The 24,070-nt window shown below is 43.0% G+C and carries 28 protein-coding genes; 12 read left to right on the top strand and 16 right to left on the bottom strand.

The window, feature by feature from the left end; genetic code table 11:
• The first annotated feature begins 11 nt into the window (after window positions 1-11).
• The gene (locus CHH48_RS14285) at window positions 12-1,274 is read left to right on the top strand and encodes a tartrate dehydrogenase (RefSeq protein WP_095219825.1); all 1,263 of its coding nucleotides are present in this window, start codon (window positions 12-14) and stop codon (window positions 1,272-1,274) included.
• Window positions 1,275-1,466: 192 nt separating this feature from the next.
• Here CHH48_RS14285 and CHH48_RS14280 read toward each other — a convergent pair whose 3' ends face one another.
• A complete protein-coding gene (locus CHH48_RS14280) occupies window positions 1,467-2,513 on the bottom strand; it encodes an NAD(P)/FAD-dependent oxidoreductase (RefSeq protein WP_095219824.1) in 1,047 nt (348 codons plus the stop codon).
• Between the two features lie 210 nt (window positions 2,514-2,723).
• On the opposite strand from CHH48_RS14280, the gene CHH48_RS14275 reads away from it, so the two are divergent.
• Genes CHH48_RS14275 through CHH48_RS14265 form a run of 3 tightly spaced genes read left to right on the top strand, consistent with a single transcriptional unit; the run spans window position 2,724 to window position 5,680 of the window.
• Entirely contained in the window at window positions 2,724-3,641 is a 918-nt protein-coding gene (locus CHH48_RS14275) for an iron-hydroxamate ABC transporter substrate-binding protein (protein ID WP_095219823.1), read from the top strand.
• Window positions 3,642-3,683: 42 nt separating this feature from the next.
• A complete protein-coding gene (locus CHH48_RS14270; RefSeq protein WP_095219822.1) occupies window positions 3,684-4,679 on the top strand; it encodes a FecCD family ABC transporter permease in 996 nt (331 codons plus the stop codon).
• Complete coding sequence (locus CHH48_RS14265) at window positions 4,676-5,680, top strand: FecCD family ABC transporter permease (RefSeq protein ID WP_095219821.1); 1,005 nt, start codon at window positions 4,676-4,678, stop codon at window positions 5,678-5,680. The genes CHH48_RS14270 and CHH48_RS14265 overlap by 4 nt, the downstream gene beginning before the upstream one ends.
• A gap of 29 nt (window positions 5,681-5,709) precedes the next feature.
• On the opposite strand, the gene CHH48_RS14260 is transcribed toward CHH48_RS14265, so the two are convergent.
• The 3 genes from CHH48_RS14260 to CHH48_RS14250 are packed head-to-tail and all read right to left on the bottom strand — an operon-like array spanning window position 5,710 to window position 6,929.
• Complete coding sequence (locus CHH48_RS14260; RefSeq protein WP_095219820.1) at window positions 5,710-6,060, bottom strand: DMT family transporter; 351 nt, start codon at window positions 6,058-6,060, stop codon at window positions 5,710-5,712.
• Window positions 6,061-6,073: 13 nt separating this feature from the next.
• On the bottom strand, window positions 6,074-6,394 hold the full coding sequence (locus tag CHH48_RS14255) for a DMT family transporter (protein ID WP_141230077.1): 321 nt from the start codon (window positions 6,392-6,394) through the stop codon (window positions 6,074-6,076).
• Entirely contained in the window at window positions 6,390-6,929 is a 540-nt protein-coding gene (locus CHH48_RS14250) for a TetR/AcrR family transcriptional regulator (protein WP_095219818.1), read from the bottom strand. Before CHH48_RS14250 ends, CHH48_RS14255 begins: the two co-directional genes overlap by 5 nt.
• Window positions 6,930-7,282: 353 nt before the next feature.
• On the opposite strand from CHH48_RS14250, the gene CHH48_RS14245 reads away from it, so the two are divergent.
• The 3 genes from CHH48_RS14245 to licT all read left to right on the top strand — a co-directional run bounded on the left by CHH48_RS14245 (window position 7,283) and on the right by licT (window position 9,347).
• Window positions 7,283-7,486: a hypothetical protein gene (locus tag CHH48_RS14245; protein ID WP_038562919.1), complete on the top strand. Its 204-nt coding sequence runs from the start codon at window positions 7,283-7,285 to the stop codon at window positions 7,484-7,486.
• A 13-nt stretch (window positions 7,487-7,499) separates the two neighbouring features.
• On the top strand, window positions 7,500-7,949 hold the full coding sequence (locus CHH48_RS14240; protein WP_095219817.1) for a spore coat protein: 450 nt from the start codon (window positions 7,500-7,502) through the stop codon (window positions 7,947-7,949).
• A 552-nt stretch (window positions 7,950-8,501) separates the two neighbouring features.
• On the top strand, window positions 8,502-9,347 hold the full coding sequence (gene licT, locus CHH48_RS14230) for a BglG family transcription antiterminator LicT (RefSeq protein ID WP_095219815.1): 846 nt from the start codon (window positions 8,502-8,504) through the stop codon (window positions 9,345-9,347).
• Window positions 9,348-9,381: 34 nt separating this feature from the next.
• On the opposite strand, the gene CHH48_RS14225 is transcribed toward licT, so the two are convergent.
• The 4 genes from CHH48_RS14225 to CHH48_RS14210 all read right to left on the bottom strand — a co-directional run bounded on the left by CHH48_RS14225 (window position 9,382) and on the right by CHH48_RS14210 (window position 13,175).
• Window positions 9,382-10,419 (bottom strand): ribonucleotide-diphosphate reductase subunit beta, encoded by a 1,038-nt coding sequence (locus CHH48_RS14225; protein ID WP_095219814.1) that lies wholly within the window; start codon window positions 10,417-10,419, stop codon window positions 9,382-9,384.
• On the bottom strand, window positions 10,407-10,856 hold the full coding sequence (locus CHH48_RS14220) for a flavodoxin (protein ID WP_095219813.1): 450 nt from the start codon (window positions 10,854-10,856) through the stop codon (window positions 10,407-10,409). The genes CHH48_RS14225 and CHH48_RS14220 overlap by 13 nt, the downstream gene beginning before the upstream one ends.
• Before the next feature lie 327 nt (window positions 10,857-11,183).
• The gene (locus CHH48_RS14215) at window positions 11,184-12,452 is read right to left on the bottom strand and encodes a DUF5068 domain-containing protein (RefSeq protein ID WP_095219812.1); all 1,269 of its coding nucleotides are present in this window, start codon (window positions 12,450-12,452) and stop codon (window positions 11,184-11,186) included.
• A gap of 294 nt (window positions 12,453-12,746) precedes the next feature.
• A complete protein-coding gene (locus CHH48_RS14210) occupies window positions 12,747-13,175 on the bottom strand; it encodes an NUDIX hydrolase (protein ID WP_095219811.1) in 429 nt (142 codons plus the stop codon).
• A gap of 126 nt (window positions 13,176-13,301) precedes the next feature.
• Here CHH48_RS14210 and CHH48_RS14205 point away from each other — a divergent pair, with 126 nt between their 5' ends.
• Together CHH48_RS14205 and CHH48_RS14200 are read left to right on the top strand one after the other, a co-directional pair.
• Window positions 13,302-14,510, top strand: coding sequence for an MFS transporter (locus CHH48_RS14205; protein ID WP_095219810.1), 1,209 nt, complete (start codon window positions 13,302-13,304; stop codon window positions 14,508-14,510).
• A gap of 28 nt (window positions 14,511-14,538) precedes the next feature.
• On the top strand, window positions 14,539-14,982 hold the full coding sequence (locus CHH48_RS14200) for a MarR family winged helix-turn-helix transcriptional regulator (protein ID WP_095219907.1): 444 nt from the start codon (window positions 14,539-14,541) through the stop codon (window positions 14,980-14,982).
• A 248-nt stretch (window positions 14,983-15,230) separates the two neighbouring features.
• Here the strand turns inward: CHH48_RS14200 and CHH48_RS14195 are convergent, their stop codons facing one another.
• Window positions 15,231-16,073 (bottom strand): SDR family NAD(P)-dependent oxidoreductase, encoded by an 843-nt coding sequence (locus CHH48_RS14195; RefSeq protein WP_095219809.1) that lies wholly within the window; start codon window positions 16,071-16,073, stop codon window positions 15,231-15,233.
• 133 nt (window positions 16,074-16,206) lie between these two features.
• Here CHH48_RS14195 and CHH48_RS14190 point away from each other — a divergent pair, with 133 nt between their 5' ends.
• Window positions 16,207-16,572, top strand: coding sequence for a MerR family transcriptional regulator (locus tag CHH48_RS14190; RefSeq protein ID WP_095219808.1), 366 nt, complete (start codon window positions 16,207-16,209; stop codon window positions 16,570-16,572).
• A 90-nt stretch (window positions 16,573-16,662) separates the two neighbouring features.
• On the top strand, window positions 16,663-17,712 hold the full coding sequence (locus tag CHH48_RS14185; protein ID WP_095219807.1) for a hypothetical protein: 1,050 nt from the start codon (window positions 16,663-16,665) through the stop codon (window positions 17,710-17,712).
• A gap of 37 nt (window positions 17,713-17,749) precedes the next feature.
• Here the strand turns inward: CHH48_RS14185 and CHH48_RS14180 are convergent, their stop codons facing one another.
• The 3 genes from CHH48_RS14180 to CHH48_RS14170 all read right to left on the bottom strand — a co-directional run bounded on the left by CHH48_RS14180 (window position 17,750) and on the right by CHH48_RS14170 (window position 19,318).
• The gene (locus tag CHH48_RS14180) at window positions 17,750-18,202 is read right to left on the bottom strand and encodes a GNAT family N-acetyltransferase (protein WP_095219806.1); all 453 of its coding nucleotides are present in this window, start codon (window positions 18,200-18,202) and stop codon (window positions 17,750-17,752) included.
• Window positions 18,203-18,383: 181 nt separating this feature from the next.
• Complete coding sequence (locus CHH48_RS14175) at window positions 18,384-18,602, bottom strand: hypothetical protein (protein ID WP_095219805.1); 219 nt, start codon at window positions 18,600-18,602, stop codon at window positions 18,384-18,386.
• 56 nt (window positions 18,603-18,658) lie between these two features.
• Entirely contained in the window at window positions 18,659-19,318 is a 660-nt protein-coding gene (locus tag CHH48_RS14170) for a bifunctional 4-hydroxy-2-oxoglutarate aldolase/2-dehydro-3-deoxy-phosphogluconate aldolase (RefSeq protein WP_095219804.1), read from the bottom strand.
• A gap of 96 nt (window positions 19,319-19,414) precedes the next feature.
• On the opposite strand from CHH48_RS14170, the gene CHH48_RS14165 reads away from it, so the two are divergent.
• Complete coding sequence (locus CHH48_RS14165; RefSeq protein WP_095219803.1) at window positions 19,415-20,176, top strand: IclR family transcriptional regulator; 762 nt, start codon at window positions 19,415-19,417, stop codon at window positions 20,174-20,176.
• A 35-nt stretch (window positions 20,177-20,211) separates the two neighbouring features.
• Here CHH48_RS14165 and CHH48_RS14160 read toward each other — a convergent pair whose 3' ends face one another.
• The 4 genes from CHH48_RS14160 to kduI form a co-directional block, all read right to left on the bottom strand.
• The gene (locus CHH48_RS14160) at window positions 20,212-21,162 is read right to left on the bottom strand and encodes a sugar kinase (RefSeq protein ID WP_095219802.1); all 951 of its coding nucleotides are present in this window, start codon (window positions 21,160-21,162) and stop codon (window positions 20,212-20,214) included.
• A gap of 57 nt (window positions 21,163-21,219) precedes the next feature.
• Window positions 21,220-22,230, bottom strand: a complete 1,011-nt coding sequence (kdgT, locus tag CHH48_RS14155; RefSeq protein WP_095219801.1) for a 2-keto-3-deoxygluconate transporter — start codon at window positions 22,228-22,230, stop codon at window positions 21,220-21,222.
• Window positions 22,231-22,444: 214 nt separating this feature from the next.
• Entirely contained in the window at window positions 22,445-23,221 is a 777-nt protein-coding gene (kduD, locus tag CHH48_RS14150; protein ID WP_095219800.1) for a 2-dehydro-3-deoxy-D-gluconate 5-dehydrogenase KduD, read from the bottom strand.
• 12 nt (window positions 23,222-23,233) lie between these two features.
• Entirely contained in the window at window positions 23,234-24,064 is an 831-nt protein-coding gene (gene kduI, locus CHH48_RS14145; RefSeq protein WP_095219799.1) for a 5-dehydro-4-deoxy-D-glucuronate isomerase, read from the bottom strand.
• Between the last annotated feature and the right edge of the window lie 6 nt (window positions 24,065-24,070).

The raw sequence follows: 24,070 nt of genomic DNA, 5'->3' as shown, positions 1-24,070 counted from the left end.
AGGAGGTAGGAATGCTCTTTTTACTTATTATGATACTCAGTTTCTGTGTCGGAGTCGTTTTGGTGTTAGGTATCAGTTTCTATAAGCTCATCCGCCATAAGACTGTACCAGATAACAGCTATACTCCTTTTGATTACATTACCTCAGTCTCACAAGATGAATTCCATGAAGAAAAGCGGGAAAACAATTACAGAAGCCAAACAAGGAGGAGACGTATGAAAAGATTAAAGATAGCTAGTTTACCAGGAGATGGAGTCGGGAAAGAAGTCGTTCCAGCAGCTCAGACAGTTTTGAAAGCGGTTTCCAATGTGCATGGCGGAATGCAGTTTGATTTCACCGAATATCCATGGAGCTGTGAATACTATTTGGAACATAACCAGATGATGCCGGATGATGCGTTGGAACGCTTGCAGGATGCAGATGCTATTTTTCTTGGAGCTGTCGGGAATCAGAAGCTCGTACCAGACCACATTTCCTTATGGGGCATGCTGATCAAGATACGGCGTGAATTTGAGCAAGTTATCAATATTCGGCCTGCCAAGCTATTAAAGGGCATTACCTCACCACTTACGAACCCGAAGGACTTCGACTTGCTTGTAGTACGGGAAAACAGTGAAGGCGAATACAGCGAAGTCGGCGGCCGGATTTTCCGCGGTGAAGATGAAGTAGCAATTCAAAATGCGATTTTCTCAAGACGCGGGACAGAACGAGCAATGCGCTATGCATTCGAGCTTGCCGCAAAGCGCAGAAAGCATGTAACGAGCGCAACGAAGTCGAATGGAATCGTCCATAGCATGCCGTTTTGGGATGAAGTCTTCCAAGCTGTGAAAAGTGATTATCCAGATATTGAGTCAGACAGCCAGCACATCGACGCCCTTGCTGCTTTCTTCGTCACGCAGCCGCAGCGCTTTGATGTCATTGTGGCAAGCAATCTATTTGGTGATGTTCTTACCGATATCGGCGCCGCCATCATGGGAAGTATCGGTATTGCTCCTGCTGCTAATATCAATGTAAATGGTAAGTACCCCTCCATGTTCGAGCCCGTCCACGGTTCTGCCCCGGACATCGTCGGTAAAGGCATCGCCAATCCAATCGGACAAATTTGGACAGCGAAGCTAATGCTTGATCACTTTGGAGAGGAAGAGCTCGGAGTTAAACTGCTGGATATCATTGAAGATGTGACAGCGGCTAGGATTTTGACACCTGACTTGGGCGGAAAGTATGCAACAGAGGATGTCACGGCAGCGATTGTCGACAGGGTACACAAACTATAACCCTAAAAGAAAAAGAAGCTGCCATTTGGCGGCTTCTTTCTTAAATATTACTTTCACTCTCAAATGAAATGGATTTCATTATGATTCTGTTATACTAAACGACTTTCCATATAACTCCTGCCAATAGTCTGTGTCTCTTTTGTCCACCTGTTCACTTTTCTTTTCTGCAAAAAAAAAGCGCAATATGCGCTCTTAGACCAATTTCTTAGACAGCTCACGGTTACGCTGTTTGAACAATGCGTTATGAGAAGAAACCATACCCCAGCTGTCTGCAGCAGGCTCGATAAACTGTTTCGCTTTATTGACAGCATTGGCTGCATCCTGGAAACAGCCGGCAATCAAGGTGACCTTGCCATCATGCTTCAGAATATCTCCTGCAGCAAACAGACCAGGTACAGAGGACTCCCCGCTTGATGTTCCAGCGATATAGTAATTATCCAAAAGCTCAATATCCACTTCGCTGTTTTGAATCAGATCCATATCCCGTTCATAGCCATGATTCACAATAACTTCATCAATTGGCAAGAAAGTAGTCTCGTTAGTGTCGTGATTCGTCAATTCAACACGTTCAATATGTTGCTGGTTCGGACATGCTACGAGTTTCGTGATTGATGTACAAAGGAAACACTTGGCACCGCTACACTGCAATCGCTCTACTGATGCTTCATGACCTTTTAGTGCCTCATTGCGATATGTAACGTATACCTGTTTCGCGATAGGCTCCAGTTCATTTGCCCAATCGACAGCAGAGTTGCCGCCGCCAGAGATAATGACAGTTTTATCCTTGAAACGCTGCATGTCTTTGACTGTATAGTTGAGATTCGCTACTTCAAACCTCTCACAGCCTTCTATAGACAGTTTTTGCGGATTAAGTATTCCGCCGCCGACTGCTACAATGATTGTCTTGGAATAGTGAACTGTACCACTTGCAGCGTGAAGTTCAAAGATACCATCATCGTCCCGTTTAATGCTTGTTACCTTCTCGTTCAATACCACTTCCGGATCGAAGGTAAGTGCCTGCTCTGTCAGCTGGTCAATCAGTTTGCCTGCCGGAAGCGGCGGTAATCCGCCAACGTCCCAAATCATCTTTTCCGGATAAACATGGAGCTTACCGCCCAAATAAGGCTGAAACTCGATGATTTTCGTCTTCATTTGCCGTAACCCACTATAGAAAGCGGAATATAATCCCGCTGGACCTCCACCAATGATCGTAACATCATAGAGCAATTCTTCCTGCACACTGACTCCTCCTTTATTCCGATAGTGATAATCATTCTCATTCAAATATACCGGAAAAAATTCTCAAAATCAATGTTGACATACAAATTTTCTGCCTTTATGATGGAATCAAGCGAGATTGATAATCATTCTCATTCTCATCGTATAACCCTGGTGCCCTGTCCCCCTAACAGGGCACTCCCCCCTATAACATGAGGAGTGACATACATAATGAAAAAGCTATTTCCGGTATTATTTATTTTAGTGCTTGTATTAGCTGCTTGCGGCAGCAATGATTCATCTAACTCTGAAGAGAAAGCATCTTCATCTGGAAACGAAACTATTACATATGAATCAGAAGATGGTCCAGTTGAGGTACCTGCTGATCCGCAACGCGTCGTGGTGCTTTCTTCTTACGTCGGTGATTTAATCGACTTGGACGTACCAATTGTAGGAGCAGATGCCTGGTCCATGCAGAATCCACGCTTTGAGGATGCATTGAAGGATGCTGAGGAAGTAACTGAAGATGATCTAGAGAAGATCATCGAGCTTAAACCGGACTTGATCATAGGTCTTACCGGTTTGAAAAACCTAGATAAGCTGAAGGAAATTGCACCTACTGTTACGTTCACTTACGGCAAATTGAACTATCTCGATCAGCACGTTGAAATCGGTAAGCTTGTCAATAAAGAGGATGAAGCGCAAGCCTGGGCTGATGATTTTACCAAACGTGCAACAGAGACTGGGGAACAGATTAAGGAAAAAATCGGAGCTGACGCGACAGTATCTGTTGTCGAGAACTTCGATAAACAGCTGTACGTATACGGTGATAACTGGGGACGAGGAACCGAAGTGCTGTACCAGGCAATGGGCTTGAATATGCCGGAGAAAGTGAAAGAAGATGCACTGGAGGCAGGTTACTTCGCATTATCAACAGAAGTACTGCCTGACTATATGGGTGACTATGTCATCTTCAGCAAATTTGATGATGCAGATACATCTGTAGAAGATTCTGAGTCATTCCAGAATACTACTGCTGCAAAAAACAACCAGGTATATGAAGTTGATGGAAATGCCTTCTACTTTAACGATTCCAATACACTGGATTATCAGTTAGAATTTATCAAAGAGAGCTTCCTAGGAAATTAGGAAGCTCTTTCCCTTATCCTTACATAGAAAGATGGCTGGCCGATGAAGAACATACCATTTGTTTTGAAACTTGTTATTGGAATCCTATTGTCTATTACAGCATTTGCTGTGGCTTTGTCTCTCGGTGCTGCCGATATTTCCTTACGTGATATCTGGAACGCATTATTCAGCAGTCAAACAAATGATGATATCCTTATCATCCGTGAAAATCGGCTGCCGCGTGAAGTTGGAGCCTTTTTTGTCGGTGCAGCTTTAGCTGTAGCTGGTGCGATCATGCAGGGTATGACACGTAATCCGCTCGCAGATCCAGGCCTGCTCGGTTTGACAGCCGGAGCGAATGCGGCACTGGCAGCTGCTATGGCGTTCGTCCCCCAAGCAAATTACATCGTTATAATTATTGCCTGCTTTATAGGTGCTGCTGTCGGAGCCGGTCTTGTATTCGGTATTGGATCGCTTCGTCTTGGCGGTCTATCCCCTGTAAAAGTCGTTCTGGCTGGTGCTGCTGTATCTGCTTTGTTATATGCCGTATCAGAAGCAATTGGCTTAAGCTTTAAGCTGTCCAAACAAGTGTCCGCTTGGACAGCTGGCGGTCTAGTCGGTGTTAACTGGACGCAGTTAAAGCTCGTTATTCCAATCATACTGGCGGGAATCATCTTGTCGTTATTTTTATCTCATCAGCTAACGCTGCTCAGCTTAAGCGATGAAGTAGCTGTCGGCCTTGGTCAGAAGACCTTTGCAATCAAAGCATTATTATTCCTAGTGACTATCCTGCTGGCAGGAGCATCCGTCGCATTGGTTGGTAACATGACCTTCATCGGTCTGATGATTCCTCATATTGTGCGTTTTTTTGCTGGCACGGATTATCGTTATATACTTCCGTTGTCCTTTTTTGCCGGCGGAACCTTCATGCTGCTCGCTGATACAGCTGCCCGGACGATCAATGCACCTTATGAAACGCCGCTTGTGGCTATCGTAGCCGCTCTCGGTCTGCCATTCTTCTTACTCATCGTCCATCGGGGAGGTCGCGCTTACTCATGAAAACAGCAAAAAAAGGCAAACAGGCGATCATGATGATTTCTCTGACTGTGCTGATCCTTGTTACAATCATCATCGGAATGGGACTTGGTCCTGCATCGTTATCTTATAATCGTTTACTGCCAACATTATTTGGCAATGGGACTTTCCCTGAATCATTTGTTTTGTTTGATATCCGGCTTCCTCGTATTACAGTTACACTGCTCGCTGGGATGGCACTAGCCTTGTCCGGTGCGATCCTGCAAGGAATTACGAGGAATGATCTCACAGATCCCGGAATCATCGGTATCAATTCCGGCGCCGGAATAGGTATTGCAGTGTTTTTCCTGTTTATGCCGATTGATGCAGGAAGCTTTGCATATATCTTGCCGATTGTAGGTTTTGTTAGTGCACTTTTGACAGCCATGCTGATTTATCTTTTCTCATACAGCAAACAGCACGGTCTCCAGCCAGTCCGGCTTGTATTGGTCGGTGTCGGTTTTTCCATGGCTTTATCCGGTATGATGATCGTCCTGATATCCGCCGCTGACAGGGAAAAGGTAGATTTCATCGCTAAGTGGCTGGCGGGAAATATATGGGGTACGGACTGGCCATTCGTCCTTGCACTGCTGCCGTGGATCCTTATCATTTTGCCGCTTGCGCTTTACATGGCGAATCGGCTCAATGTGTTGGCTCTTAGTGAAGAAGTCGGAGTTGGGATAGGTGTTCAGCTGAATCGCGACCGTATCATTCTCATGATTGCGGCGGTGGCCATTGCTGCTGCAGCTGTGTCAGTTGCTGGGGGCATCAGCTTTGTTGGTTTGATGGCACCACATATCGCGCGAGCGCTTGTAGGAGCCAGACATCAGTACGTGCTTCCTGTTGCCTCCTTAATTGGCGGCTGGCTCTTGCTGCTGGCTGATACAATTGGACGGAATATCGCAACAGTGGATGGACTTCCAGCTGGCATCGTTGTCGCCTTCATAGGCGCTCCTTATTTCCTTTATCTTCTGCTGAAAAAATAAGAGGTACTGCATGTGCAGTACCTCTTTTCTTATTGGACAGAAGCCTCTTTCTCTTTTGATTCCTTATGCTGTGTATTCAGTAATACGAGCCCAATAATCACCAGTGCCAAACCGATAAACTTCATCCAGGAAGCCGATTCTCCAAATATGGTTATCCCGATCATTGCTGTCAGAGCCGTACCTGCACCGGACCAAGTTGCATAAGCAGTAGATAACGACATCGATTTCAGCGTGAAGGATAAAAATAGGAATGCACCTAGGTATCCGATTACTACGATTATCGACGGAAGCAAAACAGAAAACCCATCTGATACTTTCAGCATGGAAGATGCGATCGTCTCCAGTATAATGGCTAATGCAAGAAAAATACCTGCTTTCATTTTACACCCTCCTTCACTTCGATAGATTCATCAATACAAGCCCGACCAGCAGTATTGCAATGCCCAGAGCACCCTTTTTATTTACTTTCTCTTTGAAAAGCAATACACCGATTACCACAGTCAATATGGTACCAACACCACTCCACGTCGCATAAACAACCCCTAGCGGGAGGGACTGCAATGTGATGGATAACGCATAGAAACTGATGCCATATCCTACGACAATCCCGACCACAGGCAGCAGACGTTTAAATCCATTCGATAATTTCAGCATTGTGGAACTGAATACCTCAAATAAGATGGATGCAGCCAAAAACAAATAAGACATATTAATCCCCCTCTCGATTGTCTATACGCGCCAGTAATTTGTGCAATAAGTCGGCAGCAAAAGCTACTGTGCTTGTTGTGCCTGCCATTTCATTGAACCAAAGACCATCACAAACATAACGTATGGTGGCAGCTTCTTCCCACTCCAACCCATCTTGATCAAATCCTTGCTGCCATCTCACGTAGCTTTCTTTCCATATCTCCATTATTTCCGGATGGTCACTGAAAATAGATATAAGTGCACTGCTGCGATGTGTGCCGCCTTTTTGGATATCTTCAATTGTTGCTAATGCATAAGCCCTTGCATATGCTCCTCTTGCGTTTGGCTGTTTATCTAGATACCGTTCAATGGCTTCTTCAAATTCCCTGATGGCAGCTACATTCAATTCCTGAAATAATGCTTCCTTTGTGCGGTAATGATACAGCAAGCCACCTTTGCTGATTTCTGCACGCTTTGCTATCTTCTCGAGTGTGACATTGCTGACGCCCTCTTCCAGGATAAGCGCAGCTGCTGCATCCAGGATTTTATCTTGTGTCTTCATTTTTATCTCTCCTAACCGTCCAGACGGTACAGTATCAAGATAACACCACTAATTGCTTTTGACAAATCAAATAAAACAGAAAAGAAATCGTATAGAAGACATGTCACACTATCTGCCTACCAACTACTATAACGATACTAAAAGTACTTATGGAAATATTTCATAAATCTAATAGAGACACCTGTCCCATTTTTACTTCCATAAGGACTTTTATCTAGTTAAAACAGGGACATCTATTCTAGTTTGCGGAAAAATAGGTTTTTCATAACTGTGATTGACCCACTACAAAATTGCATTTCCTCATAGTCTACACTATACGAATGAAAAACTTAAAAGAAGGAGGCTGGCCATTCATGGATGAGAATTTCAAAAAGAAATTCATGGAAGCTGCTGGAAGCAATCCTCAAGGATCCATTATGGATTTACTGCTAACGGATGTTCTAGCAAAACATGGGGTATCCGATAATGCTCTACGGAATCTTTCCCCTGAAAGAAAAAATCAAATCAAGAAGATTTCTGACGAACTTCAGTTAGAACTTAAACGAATACTAGATTAAGGAGGTGATATAGATGAGTGATGTTTGGCGTCCAGATAGTAGTCAAAAGTGGAGTGCTCTAGATCCAAGAACAGCAGGATCCTTCTCCGACCCTGATGTGAATCAAGAAGCTAGACAAAAATCTGTAACAGAACAGTTTTCTAAGGAAAGTATCTATGTTATCGATTCTGTAGATGTAGAAGTATCAACAACTGACACGCAAGCCGCACTGACTATTCAAGCGGCTTTGCAAGCAGCTATTGCAGTCATCTTGAATATCTCTATTGGAGATAGCAGCAGATCAGATCAGATCGCCCAAGAACTCTTCCAGAAGGCTACTGTAAAACAGAAAAATGTTCAGAAGACCTTTGTAAGAAATTCCCGTAATGTTAGAGTAACAACCACAGATACTGATATAGCTGTAAATGTTCAATTGCTCGTTCAATTGCTAGTAGCACTGCTTGTAAGAGTAGATATCCTGTAAGTAATGAAGGAGTCGGGCACGTTGCTCGGCTCTTTATGTTTACATAGTATAGAATTATTACACATATTTTTTGTCATGCTTTCTTATCTACTTGATATACTAATAAACTACAAAAAGATGCTGCATCTACAGCACCTAGTTTTATTATTATTTATTCTTCTGATAGTGATTATTTTTTCTTATACCAACCAAAAATAACGTTGTTGATAGTACACTCAGCATGATAAGAATAACTACTAAAATGACAAAGTCAAATTCACTTTCCAGCATAAAAATAAAACTGGCGATAGTAACAAACTCAATAATTCCGGCAATCAAGAATATAGGCAATACACCTGGAGCGATAATGAATCCCCCCTTCTTAAGCTATTTTCACTCCCAATTTACCAGTTCCACATTATGGATATAAGGATGAAAAGACCCATATTATTCAAAAAGCATATCTGCTCACTAATTTGTCATGTAATTAAGATATTGCCGATTGTAATCGTTATCATTTTCCTATACTATAGACCTAGATAGTTTATCCTTTTTAAGGAATAGGTGGTCCTGATGCAGATCAAGCAAGTGTTGAATAATAACGTCATCACCGTCTTGGGCGAGCAGGAGCAAGAGCTTGTCATCATGGGGCGGGGAATTGCCTTTGGCTGTAAAGCTGGCGATGAAGTGGATGAAACGAAGATTGAAAAGACATTCAAGCTCGATGATAAGGAAATGAACAAACGACTGATGGAATTATTATCTGAGATTCCCCTTTCCTTTGTCGAAGTATCTGAAGAGATTATCCAATATGCCAAGCAACACACAAATAAGAAAATACATGACAATATCTATGTCAGCCTGACTGATCATATATACTATGCGGTTGAAAGATTCAAGCAAGGAATCGATATTAAGAATGCAATGCTTTGGGAAACCAAACGATTTTATCCAGATGAATATCGTATCGGACAGCATGCACTTTCGATTATTGCGGAAAAAGTCGGCATTATTCTGCCTGAGGACGAAGCAGGCTTCATTGCTTTGCATATCGTCAATGCTCAGATGAATGAAGACATGCCAGTAATGATCAATATTACAAAGTTCATCCAGGATGTCCTTCATATCGTTAAATTCCATTTTGGTATTGAATACGATGAAGAGTCGCTAGCCTACTACCGATTTGTTACACACTTGAAGTTCTTTGCCCAGAGGATCTTGAATCACCGCAAACATAAGGACGAAGATAATAGCTTATTCGAAATGGTAAAGACCAACTATAGTAAAGCCTATGCATGTGCGCAGAAGGTCCAGTCCTACATCCAGAAGATGTACCAGGAGCAGCTGACCAATGAAGATCTACTTTACCTGACGATCCACATTCACCGAATCGTTCAAAAGAAAGAGGAACACAGATAAAGCCAGCCGTCATCGGCTGGCTTTATTGCTGTTCTTATAGATCATCGAATCCGTTCAAATCACTTGTTTTCGTGTACTGACGGGATTTTTGTTCAAAGAAATCGGATTTCGTACCATTGAAATTATCCGTGTAGGCACGAATCCATTTCATTGGATTCTTTTCATAACCTTCGTAAATTTCGCTTAGTCCAAGCATACGAAGCATTTTATTCGCACGATATTTCACGTAGCCTTCCATGTCATCCAGGTTGATTCCATCGATACCGTCCAATACATAACGGCTCCAGCGCGCTTCTTGCTCTACTGAATGACGGAATTGATCATACACCCACTCAATGAATTCGTCGTTATTGTACTCTGGATTTTCCGCTAGTGTCGCACGGAACAATTCACTGATAAAACGACCATGATGCAGTTCATCCCGATTGATGTAGGAAATCATCGTCGAGGTACCGACCATTTTCTGATTACGCGCCAAGTTATAGAAGAACGCGAATCCACTGTAGAAGAATAATCCTTCCAAAAGTGTAGAGTATACCATTGCCTTAAGAACTGTCTCGATGGTCGGATTTTGCGCAAATTCATTGTAAACAGCAGCAATTCTTTCGTTCCGTTCCAACAATACCTTATCTGTGCGTCCTTCGTTAAAGGAAGCAATCTGGTTATCATAATTTGTTACAGAAGCAAGTACATATGTGTAACTATGATTATGCTCGCTTTCCTGGTCAGCAATTGTTGCTAAAATCGATTTGACACTTGGGTCTGTCGAATAAGCAGCTATTTTGGAAGCGATATCCGTTTGAGGGCCGTCCAATGTCGCCAGCAAACCGATAATTTTCAGGAATGCTGTACGCTCCTCATCAGATAGATTCGCAAATTGTTTTGTATCTGCCACCATATTCACTTCATTGGCAGTCCAAAACAAACCGCGAATTGTTTTACGCAGTTCATAGAAATGTGGGTAAGCAACGTTATCCCAATGTAGGATTCCGCTTGCATCTCCGTTAAATAATGCAGTAGATTTATTTGGATTCGTCGGCTCCAAAACGGTAGCCTTCATCAATTTAGCCATTCCAATACTCCTCTCGTCCATTCCAATACTTCTTCTTCCTGAGATCCTCTTGGCGATTGCTCTATTTTAAGCGGTGCAATTGGCGAATGATAGAATTTGGACAGCTTGTCCGCTGCCATACAAAACATATCATCACCGCCAAACTGTGTATCACCAGTGCCGAACACAAACACATTCTCTGGCTTATATCCGACATCCGCCACAAAATCCTTCACATCGAATGGGGTATCACCAGATCCCCATGTATACGTACCGATCAGCATCGCATCATAATCTGGCACATGCGGAAACGGCTCATTGCCATTCATGCAATAAAGCGTCACGTCCTGCTGTTTATGTGTCAGCTCTTGTGCAATCAGCTTTGCAACTTCTTTCGTATTGCCGCTGACAGAAGCATATGCGATGAGTAAGGTTTTTGTTTGGAGGGGTTTCGCCATCGTTGCTGATCCTCTTTCAGAAAGTCCCATCGTATCAGTCCAATCTGTTCATAATTCTATCATATTCCGGGCCTCTTCGGTACTGTAAGCTATTCCCTTAGCCATAGAAAGAAAACTATATATAGACTTTATCATTTAATATTAACATACATATAGTGCCTGTCTAATATAATTTGTGAACATATTATTTACAGGATCAAATCTAGTATTGGTTCAATAGTAGCTCTAATCGTTATATCCTAAGCGTCATTAAAAAAACCGGCTGGCACGTGCCAGTCGGTTTTCCACTACAATTTTAAGCGCTATTACTAAGAATAAAAGCAGACTTTATTTAAGTTTGAATTCAGCTTTCTTTCCTTTGGAAATGTCCTCTGAATTTTCATCATACAAAGGTCCAAGCTCGATATCGAATGCTTTATCTTTCCATATCTTGTCGTACTGCTCCTTATCAAGTACATATACCTGTAGCAATTCACCGGATTCACCCGCTGCAATGCTTTGCTGGTACTCATAAGGAGATAGCATACGTTCGCTCATTTGATACTGTGAACCATCATTTACATAAAGATTGGATGCAATGTTATCCAATCCGATATTATCTGATCCTTTGTTATCAACATTGAATTTAACAGTCAGCAAGACAACGCCATTTTGGAAATTCTCAAAGCGAGGTGCCTCATATTCATTTGGTGTAAAATCAGCAAATTGGAAGCCATCCAATGTAATCGTAGAATCACCAAGCTCCTGACTTTGCCCGATGCCTTCCTTCTCCTCAATCATGGTTTTTTCACCCATGTTATCAACCGAAATGGCATCCTGATAAAACGCTGCATTTGCTTCTGTTTGTTTTGCCCCTTCTTCACTCAAATTAATAGTGAATTGACCTTTGGTTCCAAGAGCTGTACTTAAATCATCCGGATTGGTAGTTGGTGCAGGAACTTCTACAGTAGCAGATCCTGATTCCATTGCTGCTTTAAGTTCAGTTTCACCCATTGGATAAGCATAAGTACCAGTAATGGTTTCTCCTGCTTTAAGCTCGTAATTATTATCAGGACTTAGCTTTGTCGCTAGTTGACCATCTTCCGGGATAATATCTTTGTAGTTATTATAAGCTTTAACGGCACCTGTAAAACTCATATACATAAACGGTGTATAGTGGAGATCTTTGTCTGTGTCATTCTTAACTGTATATTGAGCAAGAATGACTCCTCCGTTTGTTTCATCATTGAAAGGAATACTATAGTCTGTATGGAAGTCCTTTAAACCAACTAGGGAGTAAGAATCCAGGGAGACTGAAACACCTTCCATTTCGTGTGTTTGTGGCTCGGTAGCTTCAAAGAAGACAGTTGTTTCCTCTGCATCTGTAGTCGTTTTCATATAATCAATTAGTTCGGCGAAATCGGCAGAGCCGGAAACAGCTTCTTCTTTATCTGCAGCTGTATCTGTATCCTCTGCTTTTACTTCATCTTCTTGGCTAGCTGCTTCAGATGCAGCTGGTTTTTCTTCTGTGCTCGCTTTTTTACTGTCACTTCCGCAACCACTAATAATAATTACAGAAAGAAGCGCGCCAAAGAGCAGCATTAATTTCTTATTCAAGTTTTCATCCTCCATTCAGAACTTATGATAATAAGCGTAACATGTTCTATAATCTGGCAATATCGGCATTTAGTAGTAAATTTTGTCTTGTAACTTCCTCCATTTCCAGGACTCCTTATATATTGCAGTATAAAGTACCTAAATCGCTCTATAATGCCTCATATCAGTGTTTTTTTACCCACCACATCGATAAACTACATTCTTTCGAAAAAAAAGAAGACCGTGTATACGATCTCCTTTTCCATTATTAATTACAAAAGATAAACCACCTTTGTCTTATTCCATTACTTCTTCCTAAGTCGGAACAATAACCCCTTCATCCACATAAGGTATGCCATTACGAAGAAGGCTCTCAATTCCACCTGGATGGTACGTCATCACTTCATCCACTTCGGAATAAGACTTCCACACAGCTTCGGCTATTTTTTTCGTATCCTGAATCTGAATTTCTCCACCAATCAGTCTAGCTTTAAACGTCACAAAGGTAGCGTGTTCATTGACAGCTTGTAATTTTGCCTCATTAACGGCAACGATAGTTGTCACTTCTACGTCCAAACCTGTTTCTTCCTTTGCTTCCCGTACTGCAGCTTCAGCCAGTGATTCGCCTGGTTCGACTAAGCCGCCTGGTAATGTCCAACTGCCGTTCTTTTTGTTATGTACCATAAGAATTTGCTGTGTCTCTTCATTATGAATCAATGCGTAGGCTACTCGTACTTCTTTCATATCCATACCTCCTCCATTCTCTGTCTCCAGTATATACCAAATAAATGTTTCCCTGTTCCCTGTTGACAACAATTAAAGAAACTCATATAGTTTAGTTTAGTTAACTTAATTTATGAGGTGCTTACGATGAAGGCTTTATTTAAAAACAAACAATTCACCGCTCTGCTCTTCTCCGAACTCTTTTCGGTTTTGAGTTTTTCCATGTATATGATTACAGTATCTTGGTATGTCGTTGATGTGCTCCATCATCCTCAATACCTTGGCCTGGTAATGGCAGCTGCGTCTATACCGCGTATGGTGACAATGATAATCGGCGGTGTACTTGCTGATCGCATTCAAAAATCTAAAATCTTATTCAGCACCCAATTGCTGCAGGGAGTATTGATTGGTATCTTGCTCTGGGGGCTTGCACATGATTCCCTGACGATAGCATTACTGCTTGTTGTATCTTTTTTTATTGGCTGTTTGGATGGATTTTTCTTCCCAGCTCTGTCATCTTTAGTCCCAAACATCGTATCTCAAAAAGAACTGCAGCCTGCCAATACACTTATTCATAGCTCCCAAGAACTGATATTCCTAATCGGTCCGATTGCTGCAGGTGCAATTTTGCATTATTACAATTTCACTGCTACCTTTGCTGTCAGCATAGCAGCCACTGTAATTGGCGCTTGCATTGTCTTCCCAGCCTTTATCAAAGATGCAAAACCAGATAAAAACAAAGAAAAGACTTCCTTCATTACGGAATTCAAAGAAGGCTATCGCTACCTGCGATCCTCTTCTATCTATATATCCGCAATTAGCATTATTATCATTGTGAATTTCTTTGTTTTTGGTCCAATGTTCCTCAGCTTGCCTATCCTGGCTGAGGAGCTTGGCGGCAGCGCTTTGGATCTTAGCTTTTTAGAGGCTGGTTTCTCTGTTGGGTCCCTTGCAGCCACTATCTTCCTGCTTTTCTTCACACTAAAAAAGAATCGCGGAAGACTAGTTCTTATATTCCTGATTGCTAGTGTTTTGGCTCTTGGAGTCTTCAGTCAGATCCCAAGTTTACATTGGCTGATTCCAGTTGCAACGATGATTGGATTCTTCGGTTTTATTACGTATATTCCAACTGATGTCATCATTCAGGAGAAAACAGATCCTGCGATGATGGGAAGGGTCATGAGTATCGTATTCTTAGCTTCCACAGCATTCGACCCTATTTCTCAAACCCTGTTCAGTTCCTTGATGAGCGTTGGTTTTTCTGCACGTATTCTGCTTGCCGCATTTGCTGGTGCTGGATTACTTATGGCGGCCCTAGTATTTGCAAAAGCTAAAAAATGGCGTAATATGCAATAAAGAAGTTGTTTTGGAAGGAACGATGCACATGAGCCTTTCGTATAAGGAAATTATCCGAAGAATGAATGAAGCCTATGAGGAGTTTGGCATTCTTATCTCCCAAGAGACAAAGAAACTTGATGAGCTGGATTTAACGATTCAGCAGGAGTACATGCTGTCTTATATCCAGAAAAACAAACAAACTACAGCCAATGATATTGCAGCAGATTTCAGTATTTCCAAAAGTGCCGTTAGCCAAGTGCTATCTAAACTAGAAAAAAGAGATATGATCACCAAGCAAGTTAACCCTTCAAATAAGCGGGAATACTTTTTAGCTCTTGGAAACAACGGTCAAGAGTATATGGATAGTCTCAAGCAATTGGACGAAATACTCATCGATAAATATTATTCCAAGATCGACCTTAATGAATTGCATCAAATGACAGAAACAATGGTGAAGATTAATAATGTCATACGGGAACAGAAGAAATAGAGGTGACACCTTTTGGTGGCACCTCATTTTTTATTGCATTAAATGACATTCCAGTAGACCCATTAAGGGGTTCCTTTCTGTTCCAATAGCTAATTTGATGCTGGGGCAAAAAGCTGGAGCATTGGCATTTATACCGGGCTTCCTGGCCAGCTCCCTCACACGCGCATTACTAGGCTGGCTTATCTTCCGCCGATTAAAAACACCTGAACAGCGCCAGAAAAAATAAGAGGAGTTCTAATCGACGCCTTTTACAAAGGGACAAATTCTTTTTCATAAATAGTTCCCACTTGGAAAAGTACTTGGGATGCGTGCTGTTTGAACTTGTATTCGATTGCCTTGCCTTTTGAAAAATACAATCCAGCGTCCTCTGGTGATCTTTCTAATCCTGCGAACAATCTGCCTGCCCCTACACTCGGATGCGGGCCGAAGAAGCGGATGAACGGCTGAATAAGTAGCGGTAAGCCTCCGTTTCTGCCTTTTCGCATCGTATTGTTATTTCCTGGATCAACACTGATAATCGTGATGCCTTCTTTCTTCAGTTTTGGCGCTAAAGCGTGTGTCCAAAGGGTAATGGCTAGCTTTGTAGATGTATAAGGACCCGTAAGCTTCTGAAACTTCTTCGGTTTTGCTAATTCCTCAGGTTCAAATGTCTTCCTGAATCTGAATGCATCCGAACTTGTCTGGATGACTATACCTGGAGAACCTTTTTTCAATAGCACTAATAGCTCCATTGTGATGATGTATGGGACTACTGTCTGCACTTCGTAATGAAGCTCACGCCCTTGTGGTAAAAAGAGAAGCTCCGGAAAACTGCCTCCTGCATTATTGAATAGTGCATCGAGCTTTGGTTCCAGCTCCTTTATTTGTTCCAAAGCGGATTTTAGCTTTGTGAAATCTGATAAATCGGTACGATAGATTCTGATGATCCGCTGATGGATTTTCTGCTGCAGCTCCTGTTCTTCTTCCGGAAATCCTGAACGAATCAATGCGACTACCTCCCAGTCATTTTCGATCAGTTTCTTCGTCAGCTCCAAGCCTATACCGCTATTTGCACCTGTAACAAGTGCTATTTTTTTCTTTCCTTCTGTCATTATTTTCTCCTCCATTCGTGAATGGCTGTAGTATATAAGATGGAGTTTACTCCGGGTCAATACAAAATAATTTTCTTGACCTGGAGTAAACTTCAGGTTCTACAATAAGCTTAAATAAGAAGGAGGCGGACGTATGTATACAATCAAACAAGCAAGTACGCTTTCCGGTTTAAGCATCGATACAATTCGTTTTTATGAGAAAGCTGGATTACTTCCTGCAATAAATCGGCTGGCAAATGGACATCGCTCTTTTTTACCGACTGACATTGAACGGATGAAAATAATTATTTGTATGAAAAAAGCCGGCTTTACTTTAGAAGAGTTGAAATCTTATCTTGATATCGCTGAAACAAGCAATATACATGAACATCCTGAATTAATTGCAGGCATGCTTCAACACAAGGAAAAACTTAAAAATCAAATGGTCCAATTACAGACCGTTTTAGACTTTATCGATCAAAAATTATCGGAGGGATCCTGGCTGGAGAGGAAAGCATAACTTTGGTATAGCTTCCGTTCTGCAAGACTATAACACTTGGTATGTTTGATGCTTCTTCCGTCCATACTGCTTGCTAGTGAGGTGGTTAGGATGGATGTAAAACCAAATCTATTATATTCGATGCTGGATGGCTATAAACCGGTCCGTAATCTACTAGGGCTGGGTGACCCGAGTGTTCAAAAGATTGATGATCAGTGGTGGATGTTTTTTGGCGGGTTCCAGCGCAACTTTAAAAATAATCTTTTCAGTGCCAGTCTCCCAAAAGGATCGCCGCTGACGACAGCTAATGCCTGGAGGATTTCAACGTATCCCGGAAAGCCACACAAAGCGAAGCCTTTGCTGCCTCAGCCAAAGGAAGCTGCCTGGGATCGGTACGGATTGCATGAGCCGTGTTATGTTGAGGGGAAAGTGGATGGAGAGCTGGTTCGCCGCATTTACTACACCGGCCGAAGTGCCAGTAATGTCTTAGGAAATGAATCTCCCTATTCGATCGGCTGTTTGGAAATGAGGCATGGCAGATGGTTTCGCTACCCGAAGCCAGTAATGACCGGAACGGTTCGAAATGATAGTGTACTTGCTCCAAAAGTGATTTACGATGAAGGTAAGTGGAAAATGTGGTTTGCGGCGACACCACACGAGCCCGGAAAAGGAGATATCCCAATGCACGAGGTGTATGCTGCCGAAAGCGAGAACGGCCTCGATACTTGGACGAAGCCACGTCTATTTTTCACTCGTGAGGATGCATTTACGCATGCCAGGCCAAAGCGAATTCATAATATGTACTACTTGCTCGTCAGCCGCTGCGGCAATGCTTTTGGCGAGGATACTTATAAGTCGCAGGATCTCTGGTTATTCAAAAGTAAAACAGCAAGCTTCACGAGAGCAGATTGGTCAGAGGAGCCGAAGCTGCTGATAAAAGCAGACACTGGAGAAGCCTGGTATCAGAATGGCATATTCGGATCGTGTCTTTGTGTTGATGATAATGGAGAGCTGGTCGTCTTCTTTTCAGCCATTAATAAATCTATCTACTGGCTCAATGAAGCGAGCGATCGGCTCAAAAGAGGAAAGAAACCTCCATTTCCTGCACCATTCTATTTTACAGTCGGCAATATGCGGGTAGACGAAACAATAGCAAAATAAGAAGGAATGCTTTTTCTGCATTCCTTCTTATTTTCTTTTACTCTAAGTTTTTAATAACAGCCATTTCTTTTCCGAATCTATCTCCGTTATCAACAAAACCAATGCTGGTGTATAAATGATGCGCAGCCTGATTATCGGGATGGTAACCGACAATGACTTTATTAGCATCTGGTAATTCTGCTATTCTTGAGATCAATAATTGCACAGCCAGTTTCGCTATCCCTTTGCCTTGATAGTTTTTGTCGATCATTATCCTATAAATCCAATAGCCCTCAAGTTCTTCTTTAACAGTATTAAACATTAGGAAACCTACTATCTTTTCATTCAAACTAATGCCGTATAGCCTTAACGTAGTTTCAAATTTTGATTGTGCTATGGAAATTGCATTCGATTCTATGAATGCTTCCTGCTCCTTAGATACATTTAGCTGGCAGCATTCGTACCAGTTGCTTGCATCTAGTTCTGTAAGACTTACCTTGTTTTGTTCCAAAATAATTCCCCTTCCAAGATGAGGGGAAACGCTACGCGACTTAGTTAGTTGGACGCTCCCCTTTTTTGTTTGCTTTGTCTGAATCTATTCTAGTTATTTTCATAATGAACGCCCCCTTCAAAGTCTAGCAGGTGATTTTACCTTCCTGACTTTGTCATATTTATTATATTCCACCATGTTTTCAACGTTCTCTTCCTTTTAAATTACGTACCAATGCAGGACCCCTTTTCAAACCTTCCACTCCCGCCATACTGCATACCGAAGCAATAATCACTCCCGCACCTAACAGCTTGGCAGTCAGATATAATCCCGTACCTGCAGCAATATCAATCACGACAAATGAATATATAGCAGTTGCTTTCACAACAACGATTATAATTTCCCGCTTTTTTGCTGACACGAAGCAAGCCCCCTTCCTCCGTGTTCAGTTTATGTGCAAGGCAGCTTGACCCATGTTCAAATGTTCACACGATCTGTTTTTGCTTCTTTCACTTTTTGGATATACTGCTGTGCAATCGATGTAATTTTGTCATAGTCTCCTGTGCTGGCAGGAGCTACAAGATTGCCGCCGACTCCAACAGCTACCGCTCCATTCTTCAGCCAATCGCCCACATTCTCCAAATCGACTCCACCTGTTGGCATGATATTCGCCTGCGGAAGCGGAGCTTTGACTGCTTTGATATAACTTGGACCGAAAGCACTTCCCGGGAAGAGCTTAATAATATCAACTCCTGCTTCCATCGCCTGCTTTATTTCCCCGATTGTCATACATCCTGGCAAGTAAGGAACTTGATAAAGATTACATAACTTGGCTGTTTCAGCATCAAAGGTCGGACTCACAATGAAACTCGCACCTGCGAGTATTGCTAAACGGGCTGTCGTACTATCCAGCACTGTACCTGCCCCAATGACCACATCTGGGCTTTCAACATACTGGGCAGAGAGCTGTTTGATCACTTGATCAGCATCCTTAACAGTGAATGTCACTTCAATCCCTGTAAGACCGCCCTCTATACATGCATCGGAAATCTGTATAGCTTGTTCTGGCGAATCCGCACGAACTACTGCTACAATAGCTTGGTCAGTAAGCTTAGCTAAAACTTCTGCTTTTTTCATCTATTTTCCCTCCATATGTGTACTGAATTTACAAACTCCAACCGTTCCCGTATCATAGAAGTAAGCAATGAATGCAATAGAAACGGAGTAATATCTATGTCTAATGTGCAATCACTTGAACGTGCCTTAACTATTTTGAATACGCTTTCCGATTATCCTGATGGCTTGTCGATTGCGAAGCTGACTAAGCTGGTAGATTTATCGAAGAGTACGACACATCGGCTTCTGGCAACACTTGCGGACATGAATTATGTGGCAAAGGATCCGGAATCAGACAAGTATAAAGTAGGTTTACAAACACTTTATGTTGCTCGCAGTGTCTTGAATAACAACAACATCGCCAATGTGGCCAAGCCTTACCTGAAGCAGCTGTGTGCAGATGTCAATGAGACTGTGCACCTTTGCATCGAAGATAAAGGTGAGATTGTCTACATCGATAAGCTTGAAAGCAACCAGACGATCCGCATGTACTCACGAATCGGTAATAGAGCGCCCATGTACTGTACAGCTGTCGGAAAAATCCTTTTATCAGGTATGGCGGCTGGCCAGCTAGAAGAAATAGCTGATTCCACCACCTTCACACCGCGCACACCGCGCACAATCACGTCGAGAGAAGAGCTGCGCACTGAAGTGGACAAAGTCCGCCAACAGGGGTATGCACTGGACAATATCGAAAATGAAGAAGGCATTCGCTGTATTGCCGCTCCGATTTACAGCCATGAACATCGGATTGTTGCAAGCTTCAGTATCTCCGGTCCCAGCAATCGTGTAACAATGGACAGAGTAAACACCGAACTGATAAATAAAATGAAAGCCTGCAGCCTGGAAATTTCCCATGCATTAGGCTATACCAGATAGAGGAGAAGACCTTCCACTTGGAAGGTCTTCCTTTTTTATCCGATCGGCTCTCGTTTCATGAAATGTGTAAGCTCTTCACGGTTCGGTAAGCCATCATTATCTCCAGGTGACATGACGGCAAGTGCACCGATAGCAGCTCCTCTTGCGATGCTGTCAGGCATCTCTAATCCTTCTAGCAACCCGCTCACTACACCAACCGCAAAGCCATCACCAGCACCAACCGTATCAACCACTTTTTTCACCGGGAAACCTTCTGTATAGAATTGCGTACCGTCCATACAGCTGGTAAACGCTCCTTCTGCCCCCAGTTTCAACACAACAGTCGGCACACCAGCTTCATGATAATATGCAGCAATATCAAGCACATCAGTTTTTCCAGTCAATTGTCTTCCTTCAGCTATACCAGGGAAAATAATATCCGCTTGGCTGGCCAATTCATTAATAACCAGTGCCATCTCCTGCTTATCAGGCCACAAACCTGGCCGAAGGTTCGGGTCGAATGATACCTGCAGTCCATTTTCCTTAGCTTCCTTCATCATCTGGTAAACCAATTCACGACAGCTTTCAGACAAAGCCGGGGGAATACCTGTCAGATGGAGATGATCGTAATCAGCCCATTTGATTTTTTTAATCAGCTTTTTATCCATGTGGGAAGCTGCCGAGTTCTTCCGTGCCGAAAACACTTCCGGATCTCCGCTTTTCACTTTCTGTTTCCATTGCATTCCGGTCACAAAGGCAGGTTCATAGCTAACATAAGTGGTATCTATCTTATTTTTCCGTAAGAATTTATGAATGTTTCGACCGAATGGATCTAAGCCCAGCTGGGTGACATACGTCACTTGATGCCCAAGGCGAGACATTCCGATAGAGAAATTCACTTCTGCTCCTGCGATGAAACGAGAAAAACGTTCGGCATCATCCAGCAGCCCTTCCTGCTCCGCAACAAATAGTGCCATCGGTTCTCCGATTGTTAAGATTCTGCTCATCTGTCAACGTCTCCTTTATGCAAAGAGAGACATACTGTATATGCCTCTCCGGTGGTTTTATACAGTATTTGAGTTGATATTTTTCGGATCGATATTTGTATCGTCTGTCTTCTGTTTTTCCTTCTTCTTCATATGCTGTGCCCAAAAAGCTGTCAGAATCGGGACGAGTATCGACGTAACAACTACAGATGCTGCAACAAGTGCAGTAGCTGCTTCTGCAATCGGCATGAATTCCGGAATCATTGTGGCTATGATCATCGGGTTTGCAACGGCTGCACCAGCCGTACTGGAAGCTGCGATACCAGCTGTTCCATTTCCGCCTCCGATAAATTTATCAGCAATCATAAGCGGAATACCTGTAACGATGATAACAAGTACGCCAAGGAGGATACCCGCAAGACCTGTCTCCAGGATGACACCTAAATCAATTGAGTTACCCAATGCAAAACCGAAAAACGGAATCATAGTCTGTGTTGCTCTGCTGAAGAAGGCACGTAGATCGCCATCCAAGTTACCTAGCAGGAAGCCAACTAGAAACGGTAGTACTGCTCCTACGAATACTTGCGGTTCAAACGCAGCAAGACCTGTTGAACCGAGGATGATCATCGTCATGAGCGGACCGGATTCTAAGGACATAAGGACAAATGCTCCAGCTTCCTCTTTTGATCCGTATTGCTGCATGATCGATGCATACAACCCGCCATTCGTCATATCCATAGCTGCAACGAGTGTCAGAACAGAAAAGCCGGCGAATAGACCAGTCTGAATGCCTCCTTCAGGCAGGAATTGCGCTGCAATGATAGCTACAACCCACGCAACAGCAATCTTCGTGATAACGAGAGTACCAGATTTGCGTAAAATTATACCAGTCGATTTCAGCTGGATGCCTGCACCCATACAGAAGAACCAGACTGCTAGAATCGGAATAGTTCCTGTCATAAGTCCGCCTGTGAAGGACCCGAAGTATTCCGCCGAATTCGGTGCGAAGGTATTAATGATTGCTCCTAAAAATAACGGTACGAGCATAAGCCCACCAGGAATTCTCTCCATCGTTTTCATTATTTTCACTTTGCATCCCTTACCTTTCCTTATAGGTAATCGAGCAAAAGAAATTGAGATGTTTGAATCACTTTACGTGATATGCTATTTTTATAGTGATCGCCCAGATCATTGGAATGAGAGGGTGGCATACACAAAGATTCTTCAGATCTTTGGTCACCTTCCCAATCCTCTCAATCTCTCTTTCCCGTCAAACAACTCCGACGCAATTCTTAATACCTGCTTATCTCGCGAGCCAGCCACCATCAACAGCCAATACATGGCCATTCATATAATCAGAAGCGCGACTTGCCAAAAATACGACTACCCCCATCAAATCAGACGGATCTGCCCAGCGTCCGCTCGGAATCCGAGATAAAATTTCTGCATTACGTTTTTCATCAGCACGAATTGGTGCAGTATTAGCAGTGGCTACGTACCCCGGCGCAATCGCATTCGTCTGGATATTATAAGCACCCAGCTCGTTGGCGAAAGCTTTTGTCAGCCCTGCTACAGCATGCTTACTGGCTGTATAAGACGGAACGAATTTACCGCCTTGGAACGACAGCATCGAGGCAACATTGATTATTTTTCCGCCGCCTTGTTCTGCCATCACCTTAGCCGCTTCCTGCCCTAGCAGGTAGACAGCATGCAGGTTAACATCCATGACCTTATCCCAGTCTTCTTCCTTGTACTCAAGCAGCGGCGTCCGGATGATTGTACCAGCGTTATTTACGAGAATATCAACCCTACCGAAGACATCCACACAACTCGTTACAACTTGCTTCACTTTTTCTCTATCTGTCAGATCAGCTTGATGGAAATGAGCCTTGCCGCCAGCTTCTTCCACTAGCGCTTTCGTTTCCTCCCAATCGTCTCGATGTGTCACAACGAAGACATCAGCCCCTGCCTTTGCCAAAGCGACTGCATAGCCCTGGCCGAGTCCCTTGCTGCCGCCTGTCACAATTGCAACCTTGCCAGTCAAATCAAAATATTTCATAGAAAAGTCTGTTAGACTCATCTTTATCCCCCTTTAGCGAAGCTCATCCATCGACACTTGATCCATGTCGGTGTACGTCTTATTTTCTCCAGCCATTGCCCAAATGAATGCATAGTTGCTAGTAGCACTTCCGCAATGGATTGACCAAGGCGGAGAAATGACAGCTTGTTCATTTTTCATGACAAGATGACGTGTTTCTGTTGGTTCTCCCATCAAGTGGAACATACGTGCATTTTCATCTAAATCGATATATAGGTAGGCTTCCATCCGGCGGTTATGGGTATGTGTCGGCATAGAATTCCAGACACTGCCGCTTTCCAGAATTGTGATACCCATAGCGATTTGACAGCTTTGGATACCTTCCAAATGAATGATACGGCGGATAACACGTTCATTCGCACTTTCCTTTGCACCCATCGCATCTCCCGGAACATCTTGGAATGATACATGCTTAGTCGGATAAGAGGTATGTGCAGGAGCCGAAAACAGATAATACTTAGCTGGATCTGTTTCATCTCTGCTAGTAAACAGTAATTCCTGATTGCCTTTGCCGATATAAATGCAATCTTTATTCGCCATTTCGTATGATTCTCCATCAACAGAAATTGTTCCATTGCCACCGATATTAAAAATCCCTACTTCTCTTCTTTCCAGGAAGTAATCCGCCTTGATGGCGTCATAGCTCCCCAAAGCGATTGAGCTGCCGGCTGGCTGAATTCCGCCGATGATCGTCCGGTCTTCCATGCTGTACACAAGCTTGATTTCTCCGGGGACAAAAAGTTCCTCAACTAAGTAATGATTGCGTAATTCCTCGGTAGTGAATGTCTTGGCGTGGTCTGGATGAGTTGCGTATCGCAATTCCATTTCTAT

Source organism: Terribacillus saccharophilus (genome assembly GCF_002272075.1).
GTDB lineage: Bacteria > Bacillota > Bacilli > Bacillales > Amphibacillaceae > Terribacillus > Terribacillus saccharophilus_A.
Note: the sequence above shows the minus strand (reverse complement) of the source record. Positions and strands in the feature narration are given on the sequence as shown.

Excerpts from the sequence above, each read along its gene's own strand:
- CHH48_RS14170 (WP_095219804.1), bottom strand. The coding sequence starts at position 19,318 with ATGAAAAAAGCAGAAGTTTTAGCTAAGCTTACTGACCAAGCTATTGTA.
- CHH48_RS14225 (WP_095219814.1), bottom strand. The coding sequence starts at position 10,419 with ATGGCTAAATTGATGAAGGCTACCGTTTTGGAGCCGACGAATCCAAAT.
- CHH48_RS14275 (WP_095219823.1), top strand. The coding sequence starts at position 2,724 with ATGAAAAAGCTATTTCCGGTATTATTTATTTTAGTGCTTGTATTAGCT.
- CHH48_RS14250 (WP_095219818.1), bottom strand. The coding sequence starts at position 6,929 with ATGAAGACACAAGATAAAATCCTGGATGCAGCAGCTGCGCTTATCCTG.
- kduI (WP_095219799.1), bottom strand. The coding sequence starts at position 24,064 with ATGGAATTGCGATACGCAACTCATCCAGACCACGCCAAGACATTCACT.
- CHH48_RS14240 (WP_095219817.1), top strand. The coding sequence starts at position 7,500 with ATGAGTGATGTTTGGCGTCCAGATAGTAGTCAAAAGTGGAGTGCTCTA.
- CHH48_RS14205 (WP_095219810.1), top strand. The coding sequence starts at position 13,302 with ATGAAGGCTTTATTTAAAAACAAACAATTCACCGCTCTGCTCTTCTCC.
- CHH48_RS14265 (WP_095219821.1), top strand. The coding sequence starts at position 4,676 with ATGAAAACAGCAAAAAAAGGCAAACAGGCGATCATGATGATTTCTCTG.
- CHH48_RS14195 (WP_095219809.1), bottom strand. The coding sequence starts at position 16,073 with ATGACAGAAGGAAAGAAAAAAATAGCACTTGTTACAGGTGCAAATAGC.
- CHH48_RS14165 (WP_095219803.1), top strand. The coding sequence starts at position 19,415 with ATGTCTAATGTGCAATCACTTGAACGTGCCTTAACTATTTTGAATACG.
- CHH48_RS14270 (WP_095219822.1), top strand. The coding sequence starts at position 3,684 with ATGAAGAACATACCATTTGTTTTGAAACTTGTTATTGGAATCCTATTG.
- licT (WP_095219815.1), top strand. The coding sequence starts at position 8,502 with ATGCAGATCAAGCAAGTGTTGAATAATAACGTCATCACCGTCTTGGGC.
- CHH48_RS14220 (WP_095219813.1), bottom strand. The coding sequence starts at position 10,856 with ATGGCGAAACCCCTCCAAACAAAAACCTTACTCATCGCATATGCTTCT.
- CHH48_RS14210 (WP_095219811.1), bottom strand. The coding sequence starts at position 13,175 with ATGAAAGAAGTACGAGTAGCCTACGCATTGATTCATAATGAAGAGACA.
- CHH48_RS14160 (WP_095219802.1), bottom strand. The coding sequence starts at position 21,162 with ATGAGCAGAATCTTAACAATCGGAGAACCGATGGCACTATTTGTTGCG.
- kduD (WP_095219800.1), bottom strand. The coding sequence starts at position 23,221 with ATGAGTCTAACAGACTTTTCTATGAAATATTTTGATTTGACTGGCAAG.
- CHH48_RS14245 (WP_038562919.1), top strand. The coding sequence starts at position 7,283 with ATGGATGAGAATTTCAAAAAGAAATTCATGGAAGCTGCTGGAAGCAAT.
- CHH48_RS14190 (WP_095219808.1), top strand. The coding sequence starts at position 16,207 with ATGTATACAATCAAACAAGCAAGTACGCTTTCCGGTTTAAGCATCGAT.
- CHH48_RS14185 (WP_095219807.1), top strand. The coding sequence starts at position 16,663 with ATGGATGTAAAACCAAATCTATTATATTCGATGCTGGATGGCTATAAA.
- CHH48_RS14285 (WP_095219825.1), top strand. The coding sequence starts at position 12 with ATGCTCTTTTTACTTATTATGATACTCAGTTTCTGTGTCGGAGTCGTT.
- CHH48_RS14200 (WP_095219907.1), top strand. The coding sequence starts at position 14,539 with ATGAGCCTTTCGTATAAGGAAATTATCCGAAGAATGAATGAAGCCTAT.
- CHH48_RS14260 (WP_095219820.1), bottom strand. The coding sequence starts at position 6,060 with ATGAAAGCAGGTATTTTTCTTGCATTAGCCATTATACTGGAGACGATC.